The 17042-nt window shown below is 43.8% G+C and carries 14 protein-coding genes; 2 read left to right on the top strand and 12 right to left on the bottom strand.

Translation table 11 applies throughout. The features are described from left to right. The first annotated feature begins 11 nt into the window (after nucleotides 1-11). A complete protein-coding gene (locus G633_RS0100375) occupies nucleotides 12-701 on the top strand; it encodes an anaerobic ribonucleoside-triphosphate reductase activating protein (RefSeq protein WP_026518758.1) in 690 nt (229 codons plus the stop codon). 165 nt (nucleotides 702-866) lie between these two features. After that, complete coding sequence (locus G633_RS0100370) at nucleotides 867-3275, top strand: ribonucleoside triphosphate reductase (protein ID WP_026518757.1); 2409 nt, start codon at nucleotides 867-869, stop codon at nucleotides 3273-3275. A 71-nt stretch (nucleotides 3276-3346) separates the two neighbouring features. Here the strand turns inward: G633_RS0100370 and surE are convergent, their stop codons facing one another. The 12 genes from surE to G633_RS0100310 all read right to left on the bottom strand — a co-directional run bounded on the left by surE (nucleotide 3347) and on the right by G633_RS0100310 (nucleotide 17022). Further along, nucleotides 3347-4069, bottom strand: a complete 723-nt coding sequence (gene surE / locus G633_RS0100365; RefSeq protein WP_026518756.1) for a 5'/3'-nucleotidase SurE — start codon at nucleotides 4067-4069, stop codon at nucleotides 3347-3349. A gap of 32 nt (nucleotides 4070-4101) precedes the next feature. Continuing rightward, the gene (locus G633_RS0100360; RefSeq protein ID WP_051154846.1) at nucleotides 4102-5490 is read right to left on the bottom strand and encodes a sodium-dependent transporter; all 1389 of its coding nucleotides are present in this window, start codon (nucleotides 5488-5490) and stop codon (nucleotides 4102-4104) included. 41 nt (nucleotides 5491-5531) lie between these two features. Then, nucleotides 5532-7817, bottom strand: a complete 2286-nt coding sequence (locus G633_RS0100355; RefSeq protein ID WP_081664645.1) for a DNA internalization-related competence protein ComEC/Rec2 — start codon at nucleotides 7815-7817, stop codon at nucleotides 5532-5534. A 26-nt stretch (nucleotides 7818-7843) separates the two neighbouring features. After that, entirely contained in the window at nucleotides 7844-8722 is an 879-nt protein-coding gene (locus G633_RS0100350; protein WP_196804205.1) for a GerMN domain-containing protein, read from the bottom strand. A gap of 72 nt (nucleotides 8723-8794) precedes the next feature. After that, nucleotides 8795-10294 carry a sensor histidine kinase gene (locus tag G633_RS0100345; RefSeq protein WP_022767372.1) on the bottom strand — a complete coding sequence of 500 codons (1500 nt, stop codon included), beginning with the start codon at nucleotides 10292-10294 and terminating at the stop codon, nucleotides 8795-8797. A 3-nt stretch (nucleotides 10295-10297) separates the two neighbouring features. Further along, nucleotides 10298-10978 (bottom strand): response regulator transcription factor, encoded by a 681-nt coding sequence (locus G633_RS0100340; protein WP_026518754.1) that lies wholly within the window; start codon nucleotides 10976-10978, stop codon nucleotides 10298-10300. Between the two features lie 20 nt (nucleotides 10979-10998). Then, complete coding sequence (locus G633_RS0100335; protein ID WP_026512332.1) at nucleotides 10999-11649, bottom strand: helix-hairpin-helix domain-containing protein; 651 nt, start codon at nucleotides 11647-11649, stop codon at nucleotides 10999-11001. A gap of 63 nt (nucleotides 11650-11712) precedes the next feature. Beyond that, nucleotides 11713-13224, bottom strand: a complete 1512-nt coding sequence (locus tag G633_RS0100330; protein ID WP_026518753.1) for a sugar ABC transporter substrate-binding protein — start codon at nucleotides 13222-13224, stop codon at nucleotides 11713-11715. Continuing rightward, entirely contained in the window at nucleotides 13221-14420 is a 1200-nt protein-coding gene (locus G633_RS0100325; RefSeq protein WP_330363311.1) for an aspartate aminotransferase family protein, read from the bottom strand. The genes G633_RS0100330 and G633_RS0100325 overlap by 4 nt, the downstream gene beginning before the upstream one ends. A 17-nt stretch (nucleotides 14421-14437) precedes the next feature. After that, nucleotides 14438-15334, bottom strand: coding sequence for an acetylglutamate kinase (gene argB / locus G633_RS0100320; RefSeq protein ID WP_022767377.1), 897 nt, complete (start codon nucleotides 15332-15334; stop codon nucleotides 14438-14440). A gap of 11 nt (nucleotides 15335-15345) precedes the next feature. Then, the gene (argJ, locus tag G633_RS0100315) at nucleotides 15346-16569 is read right to left on the bottom strand and encodes a bifunctional glutamate N-acetyltransferase/amino-acid acetyltransferase ArgJ (protein WP_026518751.1); all 1224 of its coding nucleotides are present in this window, start codon (nucleotides 16567-16569) and stop codon (nucleotides 15346-15348) included. A 9-nt stretch (nucleotides 16570-16578) separates the two neighbouring features. Further along, the gene (locus G633_RS0100310) at nucleotides 16579-17022 is read right to left on the bottom strand and encodes a GNAT family N-acetyltransferase (RefSeq protein WP_026518750.1); all 444 of its coding nucleotides are present in this window, start codon (nucleotides 17020-17022) and stop codon (nucleotides 16579-16581) included. Nucleotides 17023-17042 lie beyond the last annotated feature (20 nt).

Here is a 17042-nt window from a genome sequence, read left to right as displayed (position 1 = left end):
GGAAACACTATATGTTGATACATGGTCTTCAAAAAATGACACTTCTTGATTATCCGGAGAATGTCGCCTGTACCGTATTTTTTGGCGGATGCGATCTAAGGTGTCCATATTGTCACAACTTTGAGCTTGTAGACGGCACAGCGGAGCCGATCATGGATGACGAAGAGTTCTTTTCCTTCCTAAAGAAAAGAGTTGGACTCCTTGACGGTGTTGCCATTACAGGAGGAGAGCCTCTTCTTCGCAAGGATTTGCCTGAGTTTATAAGAAGGATCAAGGAACTTGGCTTTAAGGTCAAACTTGATACCAACGGAAACCATCCGAATGAGCTTAAGGCTCTTTCAGACGAAGGGCTTATTGATTATGTGGCCATGGATATCAAGAATTCTCTTCCAAAATATGCCGTGACAATTGGTCTTCCTGATTTTGATACCTCAAATATCGAAAAGAGCATCGAAATAATTATGCACAGCGGCATTTCATATGAATTTAGAACCACTGTGGTAAAAGAGCTTCACGACGATTCTTCGTTTGAAGCTATCGGAAAAATGATTAGTGGTGCTACTCATTATTACCTACAAGCATTTGTGTCAAGAGAAACTGTTCCAAATAAAAATCTCTCTTCTCCCGATCCCGAAGATATGGACAGGTATCTGAAAATCGCCCAAAAATATGTGCCGGACGCACAGCTGCGCGGAATGTGATTTTCGACCATAAACCACAATATATTGTGTTTATGTTTTTTCGTTTATCTATATATTGACAGAAGGATTTCGTTGTGCTATCCTTGTTTTATCGAAAGTGCCAAGGCAATTGGCACTTTTAATTTCAGAAAATCTTATGGTTAGTTTTGTTTAAGGGGGTTTCTTATGTATCAGGTTGTAAAAAGAGACGGAACAGTTGCGGAATTTAATATATCCAAGATTTCAGCTGCTATAACCAAGGCCTTTGTGGCTCTTGAGAAGGATTATCACTCAAGCGTGATCGATCTTATCGCCCTCAGAGTTGCTTCAGACTTCGAGAGCAAGGTAAAAGACGGAAAGATCACCGTAGAAGAAATTCAGGACAGCGTTGAGAAAGTCCTTTCAGAGGCAGGCTATTCAGATGTATCCAAGGCATACATCCTCTATCGTAAGCAGCGTGAAAAGGTTCGTAACGTTAACTCTGCCCTCCTTAACTATAAAGATCTCGTTGATGATTATCTCAAGATCAACGACTGGAGAGTTAAAGAGAATTCAACAGTAACATATTCTGTAGGAGGACTTATCCTCTCTAATTCAGGTGCTATCACAGCTAACTACTGGCTTTCAGAAGTTTATGATGAAGAGATTGCAAACGCTCACAGAAGCGCTGCCATCCACATCCATGACCTCTCAATGCTCACAGGTTACTGCGCAGGCTGGAGTCTTAAGCAGCTCATTCAGGAAGGTCTCGGCGGAGTTCCCGGCAAGATCACATCTTCACCTGCAAGCCACCTCTCTACCCTCTGCAACCAGATGGTTAACTTCCTTGGAATCATGCAGAATGAATGGGCAGGTGCTCAGGCATTCTCATCATTTGATACATACCTTGCACCTTTTGTTAAGGTGGACAACCTCTCACAGAAAGAGGTTAAACAGTGCATCCAGTCCTTCGTATATGGTGTAAATACACCTTCACGTTGGGGAACACAGGCTCCTTTCTCAAATATCACACTTGACTGGACCGTTCCTAATGACCTTAAGAACCTCAACTGTATCGTAGGCGGAAAAGAGCTCGACTTCACATACGGTGATTGTCAGCACGAAATGGATATGGTAAACAAGGCATTCATCGAGATTATGATCGAGGGTGATGCCAACGGACGTGGATTCCAGTACCCTATCCCTACATATTCAATAACACGTGATTTTGATTGGAGCGAGACAGAGAACAACAAGCTCTTGTTTGAAATGACAGCCAAGTATGGTACTCCATACTTCTCAAATTACATCAACTCTGACATGGAGCCTTCAGATGTTCGTTCCATGTGCTGCAGACTTCGTCTCGACCTCAGAGAGCTTCGTAAGAAATCCGGCGGATTCTTCGGTTCAGGTGAGTCAACAGGTTCTATCGGCGTTGTTACCATCGATATGCCTCGTATTGCTTATCTTTCAAAGGATGCTGATGAGTTCTACAAGAGACTTGATCACCTTATGGATGTTGCAGCACGAAGCCTCCACACCAAGAGACAGGTTATCACCAAGCTCCTCGATCAGGGTCTTTACCCTTATACAAAGAGATACCTGGGATCCTTCTCAAACCACTTCTCAACCATCGGCCTTATCGGCATGAATGAAGTTGGTCTTAATGCAAAGTGGATCCAGGCAGATATGACAGACAAGAGAACTCAGGAATTCTCCAAGGATGTCCTCAACCACATGAGAGAGCGACTTGGTGAGTATCAGGTAATGTATGACGGAGAGCTCTTTAACTTAGAGGCTACTCCTGCAGAGTCAACAACTTACCGTTTTGCTAAGCATGACAAAGAGCTTTATCCTGACATCATCACAGCTAATATGAACGGAACTCCTTACTACACCAACTCATCTCACCTTCCTGTTGGTTACACCGAGGATATCTTCTCCGCTCTTGATATTCAGGATGAGCTTCAGACACTCTATACATCAGGAACCGTATTCCATGCATTCCTCGGTGAGAAGCTTCCTGACTGGAAAGCAGCTGCTACATTAGTAAGAAAGATTGCAGAGAACTACAAGCTTCCATACTACACAATGTCACCTACATATTCAGTATGTAAGGAGCATGGCTATCTTTCAGGTGAGCAGGCTGTATGTCCTCACTGCGGAGCCAAGACAGAAGTATACAGCCGTATCACAGGCTACTACCGCCCTGTTGCTAACTGGAACGATGGTAAGGCTCAGGAGTATAAAGATCGTAAGGTTTATAATATCGGTCACTCCAAGCTCACACATACAGGCCCTAAGCAGGCAAGCTTTGTAGAGGCTGCTGTTAAGAAGTCAAATACAGAATCAGGAAGCAGCGCAGCAAATCTCGATGAGCAGACAGTAATGCTCTTCAAGACACAGACCTGCCCTAACTGCAAGATCGCAGGTTCACTTCTTGATAAAGCAGGTATTAAGTACAGCACACTTGATGCAAACGAGCATCCTGATCTCGTTGAGAAATTCGGTATCATGCAGGCACCTACACTTGTAGTTAAGTCAGGTGATGATTTCCAGAAGGTTCTCGGAGTTTCAGACATTAAGAGCTGGATTGCAGACAGTCAGGTATCATAATATTAAAGCATAAATAATGGGACAGGCTAAAACAGCCTGTCCCGTTTTTATTGCAATATTTTGTTTATTTATCAGCACAGATTCTTGACCACGCCTACAGATACATAGTTATCTAAAACTGCTCCGTAATCCGTATCATCCTCATGTACAGGGCTGTAGATGCCGTCCACCATAAGGCTCACACCACCGTTTTCAAGATCAGCCGTCTTTTTATATCTGTCTGTATAGAACGGAGTTCTTGAAACCGTTCTGTCTCTTAATACTCCCTTGCACTCTGAAAGCTTGCATCCGGGGAAGTTTATACTGTCAACATATCCCGGCACATATTCTCTCTGTAGCATTTCCTCCATAAGCTCTTTTAAATAATGATCTGTTACCTCATGGATTCCATTGTTGGACTCTGAAAACGCTATTGAATGATAGCCCTGAAACTCACCCTCAAAGGCAGCTCCAAGTGTGGCTGAATACTGTATGTCTGAAGAGACATTATAGCCATAGTTAATTCCGGACATTACTACGTCAGGTTTCTCAGGCATCAGATAAAGGCTTCCTACTCGCACGCAGTCACTGGGTGTTCCTGAGCAGGTATAGGCTGTTACGCCCTCTATTCCAAAGTCAAACGGATAACAGTCCACGCTGTGACGAAGTGTCAGCGAATGGGAAGCTGCGCTTCTCTCACTCTCAGGCGCAACCACTGTGACCTCTCCAAACAAAAGGGCACACTCTACCAGCCTCCTAAGGCCGTCAGATTTTATTCCGTCATCGTTGGTTATCAGAATTTGTCTTTTCCCCAAAACATTCTCCTCGCATTCATAATAATCTGTTGTTACATGGATATGATACCAAGTACGTTAAGGATCGCGCTGACAAGAATTATCAATACAAACAGAGGGCACAAAAACCTGATCATAAATGAAAAGATGTGCTTTCTCTGGAATGGATGTCCATCCTGTTCTACCTCCATGGTAAGCTTCTCCATGCCCATGTATCTTGTGATAAGAAGGCATGTTGCAAGCGCTGCCATCGGCATCATTACCGAATTGGTAATAAAGTCAAAGAAATCCAAAAACTGCATTCCGATGATTGTCACACCGGAAAGCGGACCGTTGCCAAGAGATGAAAGACTTCCGAGAACTATCATCACAAAGGCCATTATAAGAGTTCCGTTTCTCCTGCTCCAGCCAAATTCATCAGAGAAGGTGGAAACAGCGCTCTCTGTCAGAGCAATCGCACTTGTAAGCGCTGCAAATAATACCAGCGCAAAGAACAAGAAACCGATGATCCTTCCAAATCCCATGCTGGCAAAGATCTTGGGCATAGTGATAAACATCAGTGAAGGTCCTGCCTTAAGCATTGACTGATCTCCGTTATAAAAAGAGAAAACCGCAGGAATTATCATAAGGCTCGCAAGAATGGCGATAGCTGTATCAAAGAACTCCACCTGTCTTGTGGACTCGTCGATGCTGACTTCCTTCTTAACATACGATCCGAAAGTGATCAGGATTCCCATGGCAATAGAGAGTGAGTAAAACATCTGTCCCATGGCTGTTACCAGCGTCATTATTGAGAAGTTCTGAACATTTGGGATAAAGAGGAATTTAACTCCCCCCAAAGCGCCGGGCCTTGTTACCGAATAGACGCAGATGATCAGCGCCAGTACCACAAGTACAGGCATCATGAGCTTGGACACACGCTCTATTCCGTTTTCAACGCCCATGAAAATAACACCAAGAACAAGGACTGCAAATACTATGAACCAAAACTCAGACTTTGAACCGTCTGAAATAAAATCCACAAAGAAACTATCCGACGCAACGGTAGCAGCATCACTTCTTATGTATTCAAACAGGTATTTGCATACCCAGCCACCTATAACTGAGTAGTAAGGTACGATCAGGATTGGGATGATAGCATTTATCCATCCACCTACAGACATAAACTTGTTGTTACTAAGAGTGTTAAATGCACCTACAGGGCTCTTTTTGGTGTTTCTTCCTATTGCTGTCTCAGCTACGATCATAGTGTAGCCAAAAGTAAGAGCCAATATGATATAAACAAATAAAAAGATTCCTCCGCCATACTTGGCACACAGATACGGGAATCTCCATATATTTCCAAGCCCTACCGATGCTCCGGCAGCTGAAAGTACAAAGCCGATCTTTCCGGAAAAAGACCCGCGGTTATCATTCTTCAAAACATTTTCCTCCGATATCATTTTTCGCACAGTGTTTAGTATAGCACAAAATCTTAAAAAGCTTAAAAATTTGCAGGGCAATATGCAGTTACTTTTCCGCCATTAACCTCCACTGTGACCATGCCACTTTCATCTGTGCGATATATCGCTGTGCCAATGCTTTCAAGTCTTTGAAGTACCTCTTCATGCGGATGGCCATAGCTGTTTCCTACTCCGCAGGAAATCAGGGAAATCCTCGGCTTTGTCATATCCAGTAATTCTTTATCCGTAGTGTATTTTGAACCGTGATGAGCAACCTTTAAAAGTGTTATGCCATCAGGATACTCATCCTCTGCGCTTAGCCATAGATTTTTCAGAGCCTCCTTCACATTCGTAAGTCCCTCATTTTCCACATCCCCTGTAAAAAGAGCTGTGAACTCCCCATACATCAAATAAAGCACCATTGAATAGGCATTGGGTTCCTCTGTTATCATGCCTCTTTCAGGATTAAGGCAGGTAAAAGTTGCGCCCGATAAAGAAAATGATTCACCGGTGTTTATGTAGTCGATAGGGATCCTGAGCTCATCAGCTCTTTTCTCTAAAAAATCATAGTTTTCTCCCTGAGAGGATGTGGAAACCTCCGGAAGAAGAAGCCTGTCGATCCATATTCCGCCCTTCTCCATATCATCCATTATGTCGAGGATCCCACTGACGTGGTCCTCATCTTCATGGGTCATCACCACCGCATCCAGCCTTCCTATTCCCTTGTATTTCAGAAACGGAATAATTCTGTACTTTCCGACATTTTTAGTCGAGGTACTTCCTCCATCGATGAGCATGTGCCTTCCTCCGCAAGAGATCACTATCCCGTCGCCCTGACCCACATCAACCATATCGATTTCAAGATCCGGCTTAACATGAAAAGTAAGGGCAAAAACCGCCATCGCAAGAATCAAGACTCGTGTCACGCTCATCTTAAGTGGCGGCAGATAATCCTTATCCGAAAGCCATACAAAGGCAGCAACCAGACCTAAATAGATCAGCACCTGCCACTTCTGAGAATGTCCCATATACCAGGTACTGCCCCTGATAATGCCCTCCGATGAGCCAAGAAACCTGTACAGAGACAAAATGATATGAACGAACATCCCGGGTATTACCCCAAATGCGCCTCCGAATATCGCAAGGAACATAGTTATGATCCCAAGCAGCATCAAGATGCCCATAAGCGGAATGACTGCAAGATTAAGCAAAATGGAATGCAGAGGGTATGTGTAATAAAAGCTTGCATAGACAGGAAGCGTTGCCAAGAAGATGCTTAGTCCACTTGTAAGACCGCTTGATAGCTTCATCAGGATCTCTTTTGCAAAAGAAATCTCGTCATCCGCAAACTTCATCTTCCCGGATGTCACACCTTCAAAAGCAGCATCAAAAGAGAGCGCCGGGCGGATCACAGTCATACCGATCACCGCGCCAAAAGAAAACAAGAATCCGCTATTATACATGTACAGAGGCTGATCCAGCAACAGAAGTATCTCAGCAAGAGAAAGTCCCGTTAAAACATCGTAGGTTCTTCCCACCACGGGTGCAAAGAGCCTTAGCGCAAACATGCAGATTGCCCTGAAGGAAGATGTTCCCATTCCGCACATGATCCCGTATGAATACATGAACGCTATCGAAAAAAGCGTTGTCACCACCTTATTAAAGCCCAGCTTTCTAAGGAGCTCATAAAGCCCCATTCCGATCAGGGAGATATGAAGACCACTTACCGCCAATATGTGCATGATTCCATTGTCCTTGTACATATCTTTGGTCTCTTCATCCATAAAAGCCTTATCTCCCAGAAGCATAGCCTTCATTATGGCTGAATCCTGCTCTGACAAAGCTCTGTCCAAAGAGCTCTCCAAAAAGCGCCTTATCTTATAAAGCGTTTCTCTGTACCTGTTCGGCTCTCCACCGGTCTTTAGAATTTTAACCCCTGTTAGCCTGTATGAAATTTTCAGTGTTGAATAATATAACCGGCTGTCGAATTCTCCGGGATTTGTAGGCGCAGAAAAGGTCTTTACCTTACCTGAAACCTGAATATATTCTCCAATTGCTGGAAGAGCCTCATCTCCCGACTCCAGATAACACTGGATCAGCTTTGAATGTTTGTTTATTTGCTCAGTTGGAACAATGTAGATTACCGGAAGAAATTCGCCCTGATAGCTTCTTCTGACCTCCTTGGACTGAACCCGTCCAATTACAGTCTGATAAGAGCCATCCGGGGCTGCGTTCATATTCCCGGTAATGTCAGACAAAAACACTTCAAGATAAATACAGACAGCCGCACTCAGCAGAATCGCCAAAAGACATAACGGCCGTTTCAAAGAAAAATACTCCTAACAAATAATCTTTATTCCATAAGATCAAGATTTCTCTCGTATGGTCCTGTAATTGAGAAATCCATAAATGTAAAATTAGCTTCTCCGTTTACAGAGAAAGCAACCTTATTTACGTTAGTAAGCTCTACGATGCTGTTTACCAGAGAATAAATAGCAACCTCAGCAGTTACGTTATAAGGCTCTGTCAAAAAAGAAGAATCAAAATCAACATAACAGACACCGTCTTTAACGTTAACGCTGTTGATCTTGGTGTCCTTGGATATGGTCGGATAACAGATATCAGTCTTGGGGCCTGTGATTATCTGCTCTACAGCCAGTCTCTCCATGGAAATATTACTGTTATAAACTACAGAGCGATAAACCGGAACCAGCCTATCTCCTGCTTCATTTGCAAAATAGAGCTTAAGCTCAACCCTCTCATAGGTGTTGATCTCATTTCCGACATTAAAGATAAATGTATCCGCTGACATATTGCCGATAATATTGCCATAGTGGTCAGCTAGAGGCGTTCCCTCTACCTGGAAGGATACATACTCAATCTCATCAAGCTGCGTAAAGGTTCTTACAATTGCCGCTCTGTCCAGGATCTCCACAGTTCTTCCGATATCTGCATACTTGATATCAAAATTAAGGGTCAGAACCTTATCGTTTAAAGAATACCCAAGAAGTGTTACTTCTCCCGTCAGCGGAGCTTCGTACTGAAGTCTTTCGGGCATTGTGCCAAGCTGTCCAATCAGTTCACGAATTACTGCATCCGTATCCTGCAGAGAGCTTTTAATATCATAGTTTACTGCTACAATACCGGTCTCACTGTTATTGACGTAAAAGAGCTTGAAGCTATCCGGATCGACTGCTTCTTTTCTGCCACATCCCGCCATTAAAACTGCCATACACACAATAAGGACAGCACATGTTATTCTGTTTTTCAAAAAAATAATTCTCTTCATATGACAATCCAATTGTTATTTTGCCGTAGTATTAACAGTCGCAGCTGTAAGCGGAATTGATATTGTAAAGGTTGTTCCTTCATCCAGTTTACTCTGCACATCGATACTTCCCCTGTGCATCAGAACCGCGTTCCTTGCTATTGACAGGCCAAGTCCGGTTCCGCCAATCTCACGTGATCTTGACTTATCGACCCTGTAAAATCTCTCATAAATATGGTCAAGGGATTCCTCGGGAATACCGTAGCCCGAATCCATAACTTTGACATAGAAATTCTGATGATCAGCATCAAGCTCAACCTTAACCCAACCCTCGTCCCTGTTGTATTTGATAGCATTTTCAACAAGATTCATGATAGCGAGTGATATCTTAACTTCGTCTATCTCCGCTACGATAGCTCTTTTACTCTCAAGTGTGAGTTCAATATTGTGTCTTCTGGCTATAGGTCTAAGTCTCTTAAGGATCACCTCTGTGAGGCTCACAACATCTACTGAGGTAATGGTAAGTCCCGATGCCTTCTTGTCCATCTTGACCAGGGACAAAAGGTCGTTGATGATCTTATCCTCTCTGTCGATCTCGGCACCGATATCTGTCATGAACTCCCTGTAAACCTCATTGGGAACATCCTCCTGGGCAAGAAGCGAATCTGCCAGAACCTTCATGGAGGTAATAGGAGTCTTAAGCTCATGAGAGACGTTGGACACAAACTCCTGCCTTGAGTCATCCAAAACCTTCATTCGCTTAAGGAGCGCATTGAAAGCCTTGATGATCTGTTCTGTCTCAAGGTAGTTAGGTCCGGTAATAGGCTCATCCGTATAACCTGCCTTAACATCATTGATGGCTGCGGTAATTCTATCGAAGGGTTTTAGCAGCGTATGCGATACCCAGGCAGCAAATGCAAGGATGAATAGGATTATAACAACCTCAAGACTCTGGGCTCTTCTGCTTAGGATATTAAGCGTAGTTGCTATCGTGTCGGTAGATACACTGGTCAAAAGAACTCCACGCACCACTTCACTGCTCTTACCAATCGCAGATACATCCTCCTCCTGAATGAGATCACTCTCAATGATGGGAGTAACAATTTCAATATATCCGTTGGCCTGGTCATACTTTGAAACCGTTCCCTTGGATCCGGTCTTTAGGCAGTTTACCACCTCTTCTGAGATGATGGTCTTGCCCTGACTTATGTTATAAGTGTCTTTTACCACCTTAAGATCATCGTTGATAACGATAACACGGCCATCATAAAGATTGGCAAGCATATCCAGCTCGGCATTAATTACTTCTGATGATGTATCAAGAAGGTAGTTGGAAACAATGAGGTGATTGGCGAGAATTCGCAGCTGTGTCTGTACCTCGGTCGATCTTACATTGACAGCACGGTCCTCATAACTGGTCAGAATGACAGAATGCATAACGAGGCATGAAACAAGCCCCGTTATAAATACAATTATGAAGAATCGCACTCTTAGACTCTTAAGAATGTCTCTGAATTTAAACTTACTTTTATCCATAAGTTATGCCTGGAAGTAATATCCTGCGCCCCACTTAGTTCTTACGTATCTAGGCTCGCTTGGGTTAGACTCAAGCTTCTCACGAAGTCTTCTGATATGAACATCCACTGTTCTCTCATCACCTGGATAATCTGTTCCCCAGATGGTCTCAAGAAGTTCTTCTCTGGTATAGGTCTTACCGGGAGTGGATGCCAAAAGCTCCAGCAGCTCATACTCTCTGCTGGTAACATTGATCTCTCTGTCTCCCACAAATACTCTTCTGTACTCTTCGTTGAGCTTAAGGTCGCCAAAGGTCATAACCTGATTGGTGTCGGCAGTTCTTCCTGTTCTGCGGATAATAGCTTTGATCCTGGCCTTAACCTCGAGGATGTTGAAAGGCTTTGTAATGTAATCGTCTGCGCCGTACTCAAGACCAAGGATCTTGTCCATGTCGTCGCCCTTGGCTGTGAGCATGATAATGGGAACATCAGAAAATTCCCTTATCTGCTGGCAAACCTCAAAACCTGTGAGCTTAGGAAGCATTACGTCGAGAAGGATAATATCATAATTGCCGGCCTTAGCCTTATCAAGGGCTTCCTGTCCGTCATATGCACAGTCAACAACAATGTCGTCCTGCTCCAGAGAGAACTTTATTCCCTTTACAATTGCCTTTTCGTCGTCTCCTACAAGCGCTTTCTTGCTCATTTCTTCACCATTCCTATAAATCAGACAGTTATTTGATCTTTTATCTTAGAGAACAGCTTATCCTTGATCCCTGATACCTTCATGATATCTTCGATACTTTTAAAAGAGCCGTTCTCGTCTCTGTATTTTATTATCTTGCCGGCTATTCCCTCTCCGATTCCAGGAAGCGTAGCCAGTTCCGTTTGCGAAGCGGTATTGATATTGATAAGGCCGCCTCCAGCTGATGCACCGGACTTAGAACCGTTATCTTCTATGTCAAAAGAATCTATGCCTTTTGCAACAGCTTCATCAGACGTCTCTGATATTGTCGGTATCTGCAGCTTAGAGCCGTCACTTATCCTGGCGGCCAGATTGACATAAGTCCTGTCGGCATCCTCAGAAAAACCGCCGGCAGCGGTAACTGCATCATCGATCCTGCTTCCTTCAGAAAGCTCATATACTCCGGGATTTACCACTGCTCCACAGACATATACCACAACACTAACAGGAATCTCTTCATCTAAAGTCTCCGGTGTTTCTATCTCTTTTCCGGAATCTTCCTGCGAGCTAAAAGCCTCAGCTTCCAAGGTATTATTAGCAGTGTTATCGGATAAGATTATCTCTTTGCTTGCAGATGTGCATCCGGTCAGAAACATCAGCATAAGTGCTGATATTGGTAATAATTTTCGCATGTTTCCTCCTAAATAAGAGGACCCCACCATGCTTATTTATTCTATGCGATTGAAAGAAATAATTCAATCATTATCTTCACTATCTTCTGTAAGTCCGGCAGTAATTGCATCATCATCGGGATCAGGAAGTGCCTCTGCAGTATAAGGAGTACCTGTAACCTGAGTCATAATGCTCTCGCTGACGTTTTTGAGCGTTGAATTACAGTCCTCTCCGTTCCAGATCTTGGTAAATGCGATCTCAAGCTCCATCCAGAGGTTGCTGGTCTCAATTGTCTTGGGCATTGGAACCGAATCGGCATAAACGCCTACAAAGGTTGCAAGATTGGGATTGTCATACTTAACGCCGTAATGAGCTGCAACCTTTCCTCCAAGTTTGTAGATATCTCCGGAATTGTCAGAGCATAAGAATCTTGCTACTTCATTGGCCTCTTCTGCATTTTCGGAAAGACCGTTCACAACGATACAGTCTGTCACTGACATGGTTCTTGACCCGAAATCTGCTGTAAGTCCCGGCATATCAGCTACTGCAAACTCAAAATTGCACTCACCTGATGCCTTGGCATCGTCAATCTTCTTGATGATATCTGTAGTAGCAATGGTAAATACAACCTTACCATCGATAAAGTCCTGAACCACCTTGTCATAGTCAATTGAATCGGCATCGATAGCAAAGAACTGATTAAGCTGCTGGTAAATCTTCATGCAGCTGATAGTGTCTGTATTATAAATATCGATCTGGCTGACATCATCTCCTGCCTGTCCGCCAACGTTCATGTAATTACCAACGAAGAAGTAATTGTAGAAAATATCGGTAACGTCCCACTGGAACACCGCCTCAACCTGCTCCGGAGCATTGTAACTCTCGGCAAACTTCAGGATATCAGAGATATTAAGAGGAAGGCTCTCAGCAACAACTTCATCGATCATGCCCTGAGTGATCTCAGGGTTTACATCCTCTGATGTAACCTCGTCTTCTTCTGAGAGTTCTCCTTCTTCCTCAGCTTTTTCAGTCTCTTCCTGGGCAGCCTCTCCCTCAGCAGTATCTATCTCTGTCTGCATGGTTTCAACAGCCATGTTCTCAAGATAGGTCTTGTTGTAGATAAGAGAGCTGGTCTCAAAGTAGAAGGGATATGCTATCTTTTTCCCTTTATAGGTAACGGAATCAATAGCAGCTTCAGGGAAAATTCCCTTTGAAAGGAATTCATCTCCACCTTCAATCTCTGTTGCAAGGCCTGCTAAATAGGCCTTCTCGAGAGAATCATTTGTTATTATATACAGATCCGGGTAATTGTCTTCATCCACGGAGGCCTTGTTGATGGCCTCCAGGTATTCAAGACCAGAAACAAGCACAGGCTCGATTCGAACCTTGCTGTTAGACTCAGAGTAGGCAACAGCCTTACTCTGGAGATATGGAGTCAGGGTATCATCCGTATACCACAGCCTCACGGTAGTTTTATTTCTTGCAAAAAGAGAATAATCCTCAAATATGCTCCTGTCAGAGCGGGCGTAAACGTAAGTGCCCAGCAGTGCGCAGGCAACAAGTATTATTGATATTATTCTAATTCTAATTCTCATAAAGACTCCAGACATGAATCCAATATCTCGATCATGTCATCTACATTCTCCTTAGTTATAACCAGCGGAGGAACAAATCTGATTATCTCTGCTCCCGCATTTATAAGGATAAGTCCCTTCTCAAGTGCCTTATTGATAACTTCACCGACAGGTCTGTTAAATACCAGTCCCTGCATAAGACCGGCTCCACGCCTGTCTGTAATAAAGTCATACTTATCCTTAAGCTCATCAAGGCGCTTCTCCAAATAAGGAGCCACCTCATTCACATTCTCTATTATATTGTCCTGCTTAAATAAATCAAGGACTTTGTTTATGGCAGCGCAGGCAAAAGGATTGCCACCATAAGTGGTTCCGTGGTCTCCTGCAACCAGTGAGTTCTGACCTACTTTTTCAGTCATGAGGAATGCTCCAACCGGTACTCCGCAGCCAAGGGCTTTGGCAGTTGTCATGATGTCAGGCTTTATTCCGTACTTCTGCCATGCAAACATATATCCTGTTCTTCCCATTCCGCACTGGATCTCGTCCAGGATAAGAAGGATGTCTTTTTCGTCGCAAAGAGCTCTTACCTTGGTCAAAAACTCTTCGGTTGCCGGATATATTCCGCCCTCTCCCTGAACGGTCTCAAGGATTATAGCGCAGGTCTTGTCACTTACGCACTTAAGAACTGAGTCAAAGTCATTCAGATCAGCGAACTTGATATTGCCGATCATAGGCTCAAAGGCCTCTCTGTAATGAGGATTTCCTGTTACTGAAAGAGCACCGAAGGTTCTTCCGTGGAAGGAATGATTCATGGCGATGATCTCATGATCATTTTTGCCATCCTTAAGGAAAGCATACTTCCTTGCAGCCTTCAAAGCACCCTCAATAGCCTCTGCTCCGCTGTTTGTAAAGAATACCCTGTCCATTCCGGATACTTCTTTTATCTTCTTGGCAGCCTCAATTGCCGGAACATTGTAATAGTAATTAGAGGTGTGCAGAAGCTTATCAATCTGGTTTTTGAGCGCATCATTGTACTCTTTGTTGTTATAGCCAAGGGCAAATACAGCAATACCCGACACGAAATCCAGATACTTCTTTCCATCTATGTCATAGAGATAAACTCCGTCACCTTTGTCCAAAACGATCTGATATCTGTTATATGTGTGTAAAAGAGCTTTCTCCGCCTCTTCAATGTACTTCTGCATCATCTCACTCATTTTAATATCTCCTGTTATTAAGCATTTGCTGCTGTTTTCTCGTGGTCTGGCATAAACATGGTTCCGATACCCTTGTTGGTAAAGATCTCAAGAAGAAGACAATGAGGAATTCTTCCATCAAGGATATGCACTCTGTTAACGCCGCCTCTAACTGCATCTGTACAGTTGCCAAGCTTTGGAAGCATGCCTCCGCCGATATTACCGCTGGCGATAAGAGCATCTGCCTCAGAGCAGGTAAGTCTTGAGATAAAGGACTCCGGATCCTTGATATCCTTATAAACTCCCTCAATATCTGTAAGGAATGCCAGCTTGTCAGCTCCCACTGCCTTGGCAATGGCACATGCAGCATCATCGGCATTTATATTGTAGGTATCGAAGTTATCATCAAGTCCGATAGGTGCAACGATAGGCAGATAGTCGTTGTCGAGAAGGTCATATAAAACCTTGGGATCTACGCTGTCAATTTCGCCCACATATCCGATGTCCTTGCCATCGGAATACTTCTTGGTAACGTGAAGGAGACCTGAATCCTTACCACTTATACCGATAGCCTTGACGCCCAGCTCCTGAACCATGGTCACAAGCTGCTTATTGACTCTTCCAAGAACCATCTCGGCAATCTCCATGGTCTCTGAATCTGTAACCCTGAGTCCGTTTACAAATTCAGCCTCTTTGCCGACCTTTGACACCCAGGAGCTGATGGCCTTTCCGCCGCCGTGAACGATGATTGGCTTAAATCCAACCAGTTTTAAAAGAGTAACATCTGTTATTACATTCTTTTGCAGCTCTTCGTTGCTCATGGCGCTTCCGCCGTATTTAACAACTATGATCTTCCTGTTGAATTTCTGAATATATGGAAGCGCTTCTACCAGCACCTCCGCTTTCTTAAGTACATCCTGCATCCCCTGATCCATGACTCTCTCCTTTAGCTTCTGTAATCTGCATTTATCTTGACATAGTCGTATGTGAGATCGCATCCCCAGGCTGTAGCCTCTTCGCTTCCCTCATGCATATCGACAAATACTGTTACTGCATCTGCCTTCATAATCTTAAGTGCTTCATCCTCATCAAATACAATAGGTGTTCCCTTATCAAATACCTTCAATCTTCCGTTTGTGCTCTCAAAGAACAGCTCCACATCATTCTGATCAAAGTCTGCTCCGGAATAACCCATGGCGCAAAGGAATCTTCCAAAGTTGGCATCGCATCCGAAAATAGCTGCCTTTGAAAGGTTTGATCCAACAATCGCTCTTGAAAGTGTTCTTGCATCCTCCTTGGACTTTGCATTTACTACCTTTGCTTCAAAGAGCTTACTTGCTCCCTCGCCGTCTGCTGCCATCTTCTTGGCAAGGAAAGTGCATACAAAGCTAAGCGCTTCCTTAAAGGTATTGTAGTTATCTGATTTATCCTTAATAGTCTCATTGCCTGCTTCGCCGTTAGCCATAACCAGAAGTGTATCGTTTGTTGAGGTATCTCCGTCAACGGTTATCATGTTAAAAGAGTCTTTTACCACCTCTGAAACTGCTTCCTGCAAAAGAGATTTCTCAATACTCAAATCTGTTGTAAGGAAAGCAAGCATAGTGCACATGTTGGGATGGATCATACCTGAGCCCTTGCTCATTCCACCAAGAGTTATCTCTTTCCCGTCAATTTCAAAAGTAACTGCCACCTCTTTGTTGACGGTATCTGTAGTCATGATAGCCTTGGAGGCTGCTGTTCCGGCGCTTATGCTATCATCTAAGGTCTTGCTCATAGCTTCAACTCCGGCCACTAATTTTTCAACCGGAAGCTGCATACCGATAACACCGGTAGATGCCACAGCAACTGATGAATATGGAACTCCTAAGGCCTTCTCTACAGCCTTTGCTGTTGCTTCGCAGGCATCAAAGCCCTCTTTTCCCGTGCAGGCATTTGCAATTCCTGAGTTGATGACAACTCCGTGCATTGGCTCACCGGAATATACAATCTTCTGATCCCACTGAACACAGGCTGCCTTTACCACGTTTGATGTAAATGTACCTGCGCTGGTACATGGCGTTTTGGAAAAGACAAAGGCCATATCCGTTCTGTTCTTATACTTGATACCGGCTTCGCAGCTTGTCGCACTAAAGCCCTTTGCTGCTGTTACTCCGCCTTCTGTTACCTTCATAATGCCTCCTCATTTATTAAATACTGTAAGATTGCTGTCATTAAGTACAAAGTCGTAATAGTTCATATCATCTCTAAGGGTCCAGCCCATCTTCTGCCAGAACTTGTTCCCTACTTCATTGGTGACAAAGGCGTTAAGGCAGACCTTGTTGATACCCTCTTTCCGCAGCTGCTCGCAGCAGAACTCAACCATTTTCCTTCCAATGCCGTGCTTTCTGTACTCCTCACTTACGCATACATGGTAAAAACATGCTCGTCTTCCGTCATTGCCACATAAAATAGCACCGACTATTTTTCCGTCCTTCTCATACACTGCGCTGGTATCGGGATTTCTTTTGATAAATTTCTCGATTCCCTCCCTGGAATCATCCATGGTCCTTATACCGAATCCATGAATGGACATCCACAGCGCATACACCTTGTCATAGTCTTCTATTGTCATCTTGCGAACCATATCAGTTTTCTCCCCAGATT

It is taken from the genome of Butyrivibrio sp. FCS006 (genome assembly GCF_000424525.1).
In the GTDB taxonomy this organism is placed as follows: domain Bacteria; phylum Bacillota; class Clostridia; order Lachnospirales; family Lachnospiraceae; genus Butyrivibrio.
Note: the sequence above shows the minus strand (reverse complement) of the source record. Positions and strands in the feature narration are given on the sequence as shown.

What these genes read in the sequence shown, in the direction of transcription:
- argB (WP_022767377.1), bottom strand. Translation starts at nt 15,334, where the DNA reads ATGGATCAGGGGATGCAGGATGTACTTAAGAAAGCGGAGGTGCTGGTA.
- argJ (WP_026518751.1), bottom strand. Translation starts at nt 16,569, where the DNA reads ATGAAGGTAACAGAAGGCGGAGTAACAGCAGCAAAGGGCTTTAGTGCG.
- G633_RS0100370 (WP_026518757.1), top strand. Translation starts at nt 867, where the DNA reads ATGTATCAGGTTGTAAAAAGAGACGGAACAGTTGCGGAATTTAATATA.
- G633_RS0100350 (WP_196804205.1), bottom strand. Translation starts at nt 8,722, where the DNA reads ATGGCAGTTTTAATGGCGGGATGTGGCAGAAAAGAAGCAGTCGATCCG.
- G633_RS0100310 (WP_026518750.1), bottom strand. Translation starts at nt 17,022, where the DNA reads ATGGTTCGCAAGATGACAATAGAAGACTATGACAAGGTGTATGCGCTG.
- G633_RS0100325 (WP_330363311.1), bottom strand. Translation starts at nt 14,420, where the DNA reads ATGAGTGAGATGATGCAGAAGTACATTGAAGAGGCGGAGAAAGCTCTT.
- G633_RS0100345 (WP_022767372.1), bottom strand. Translation starts at nt 10,294, where the DNA reads ATGGATAAAAGTAAGTTTAAATTCAGAGACATTCTTAAGAGTCTAAGA.
- G633_RS0100330 (WP_026518753.1), bottom strand. Translation starts at nt 13,224, where the DNA reads ATGAGAATTAGAATTAGAATAATATCAATAATACTTGTTGCCTGCGCA.
- G633_RS0100340 (WP_026518754.1), bottom strand. Translation starts at nt 10,978, where the DNA reads ATGAGCAAGAAAGCGCTTGTAGGAGACGACGAAAAGGCAATTGTAAAG.
- G633_RS0100375 (WP_026518758.1), top strand. Translation starts at nt 12, where the DNA reads ATGTTGATACATGGTCTTCAAAAAATGACACTTCTTGATTATCCGGAG.
- G633_RS0100335 (WP_026512332.1), bottom strand. Translation starts at nt 11,649, where the DNA reads ATGCGAAAATTATTACCAATATCAGCACTTATGCTGATGTTTCTGACC.
- G633_RS0100360 (WP_051154846.1), bottom strand. Translation starts at nt 5,490, where the DNA reads ATGATATCGGAGGAAAATGTTTTGAAGAATGATAACCGCGGGTCTTTT.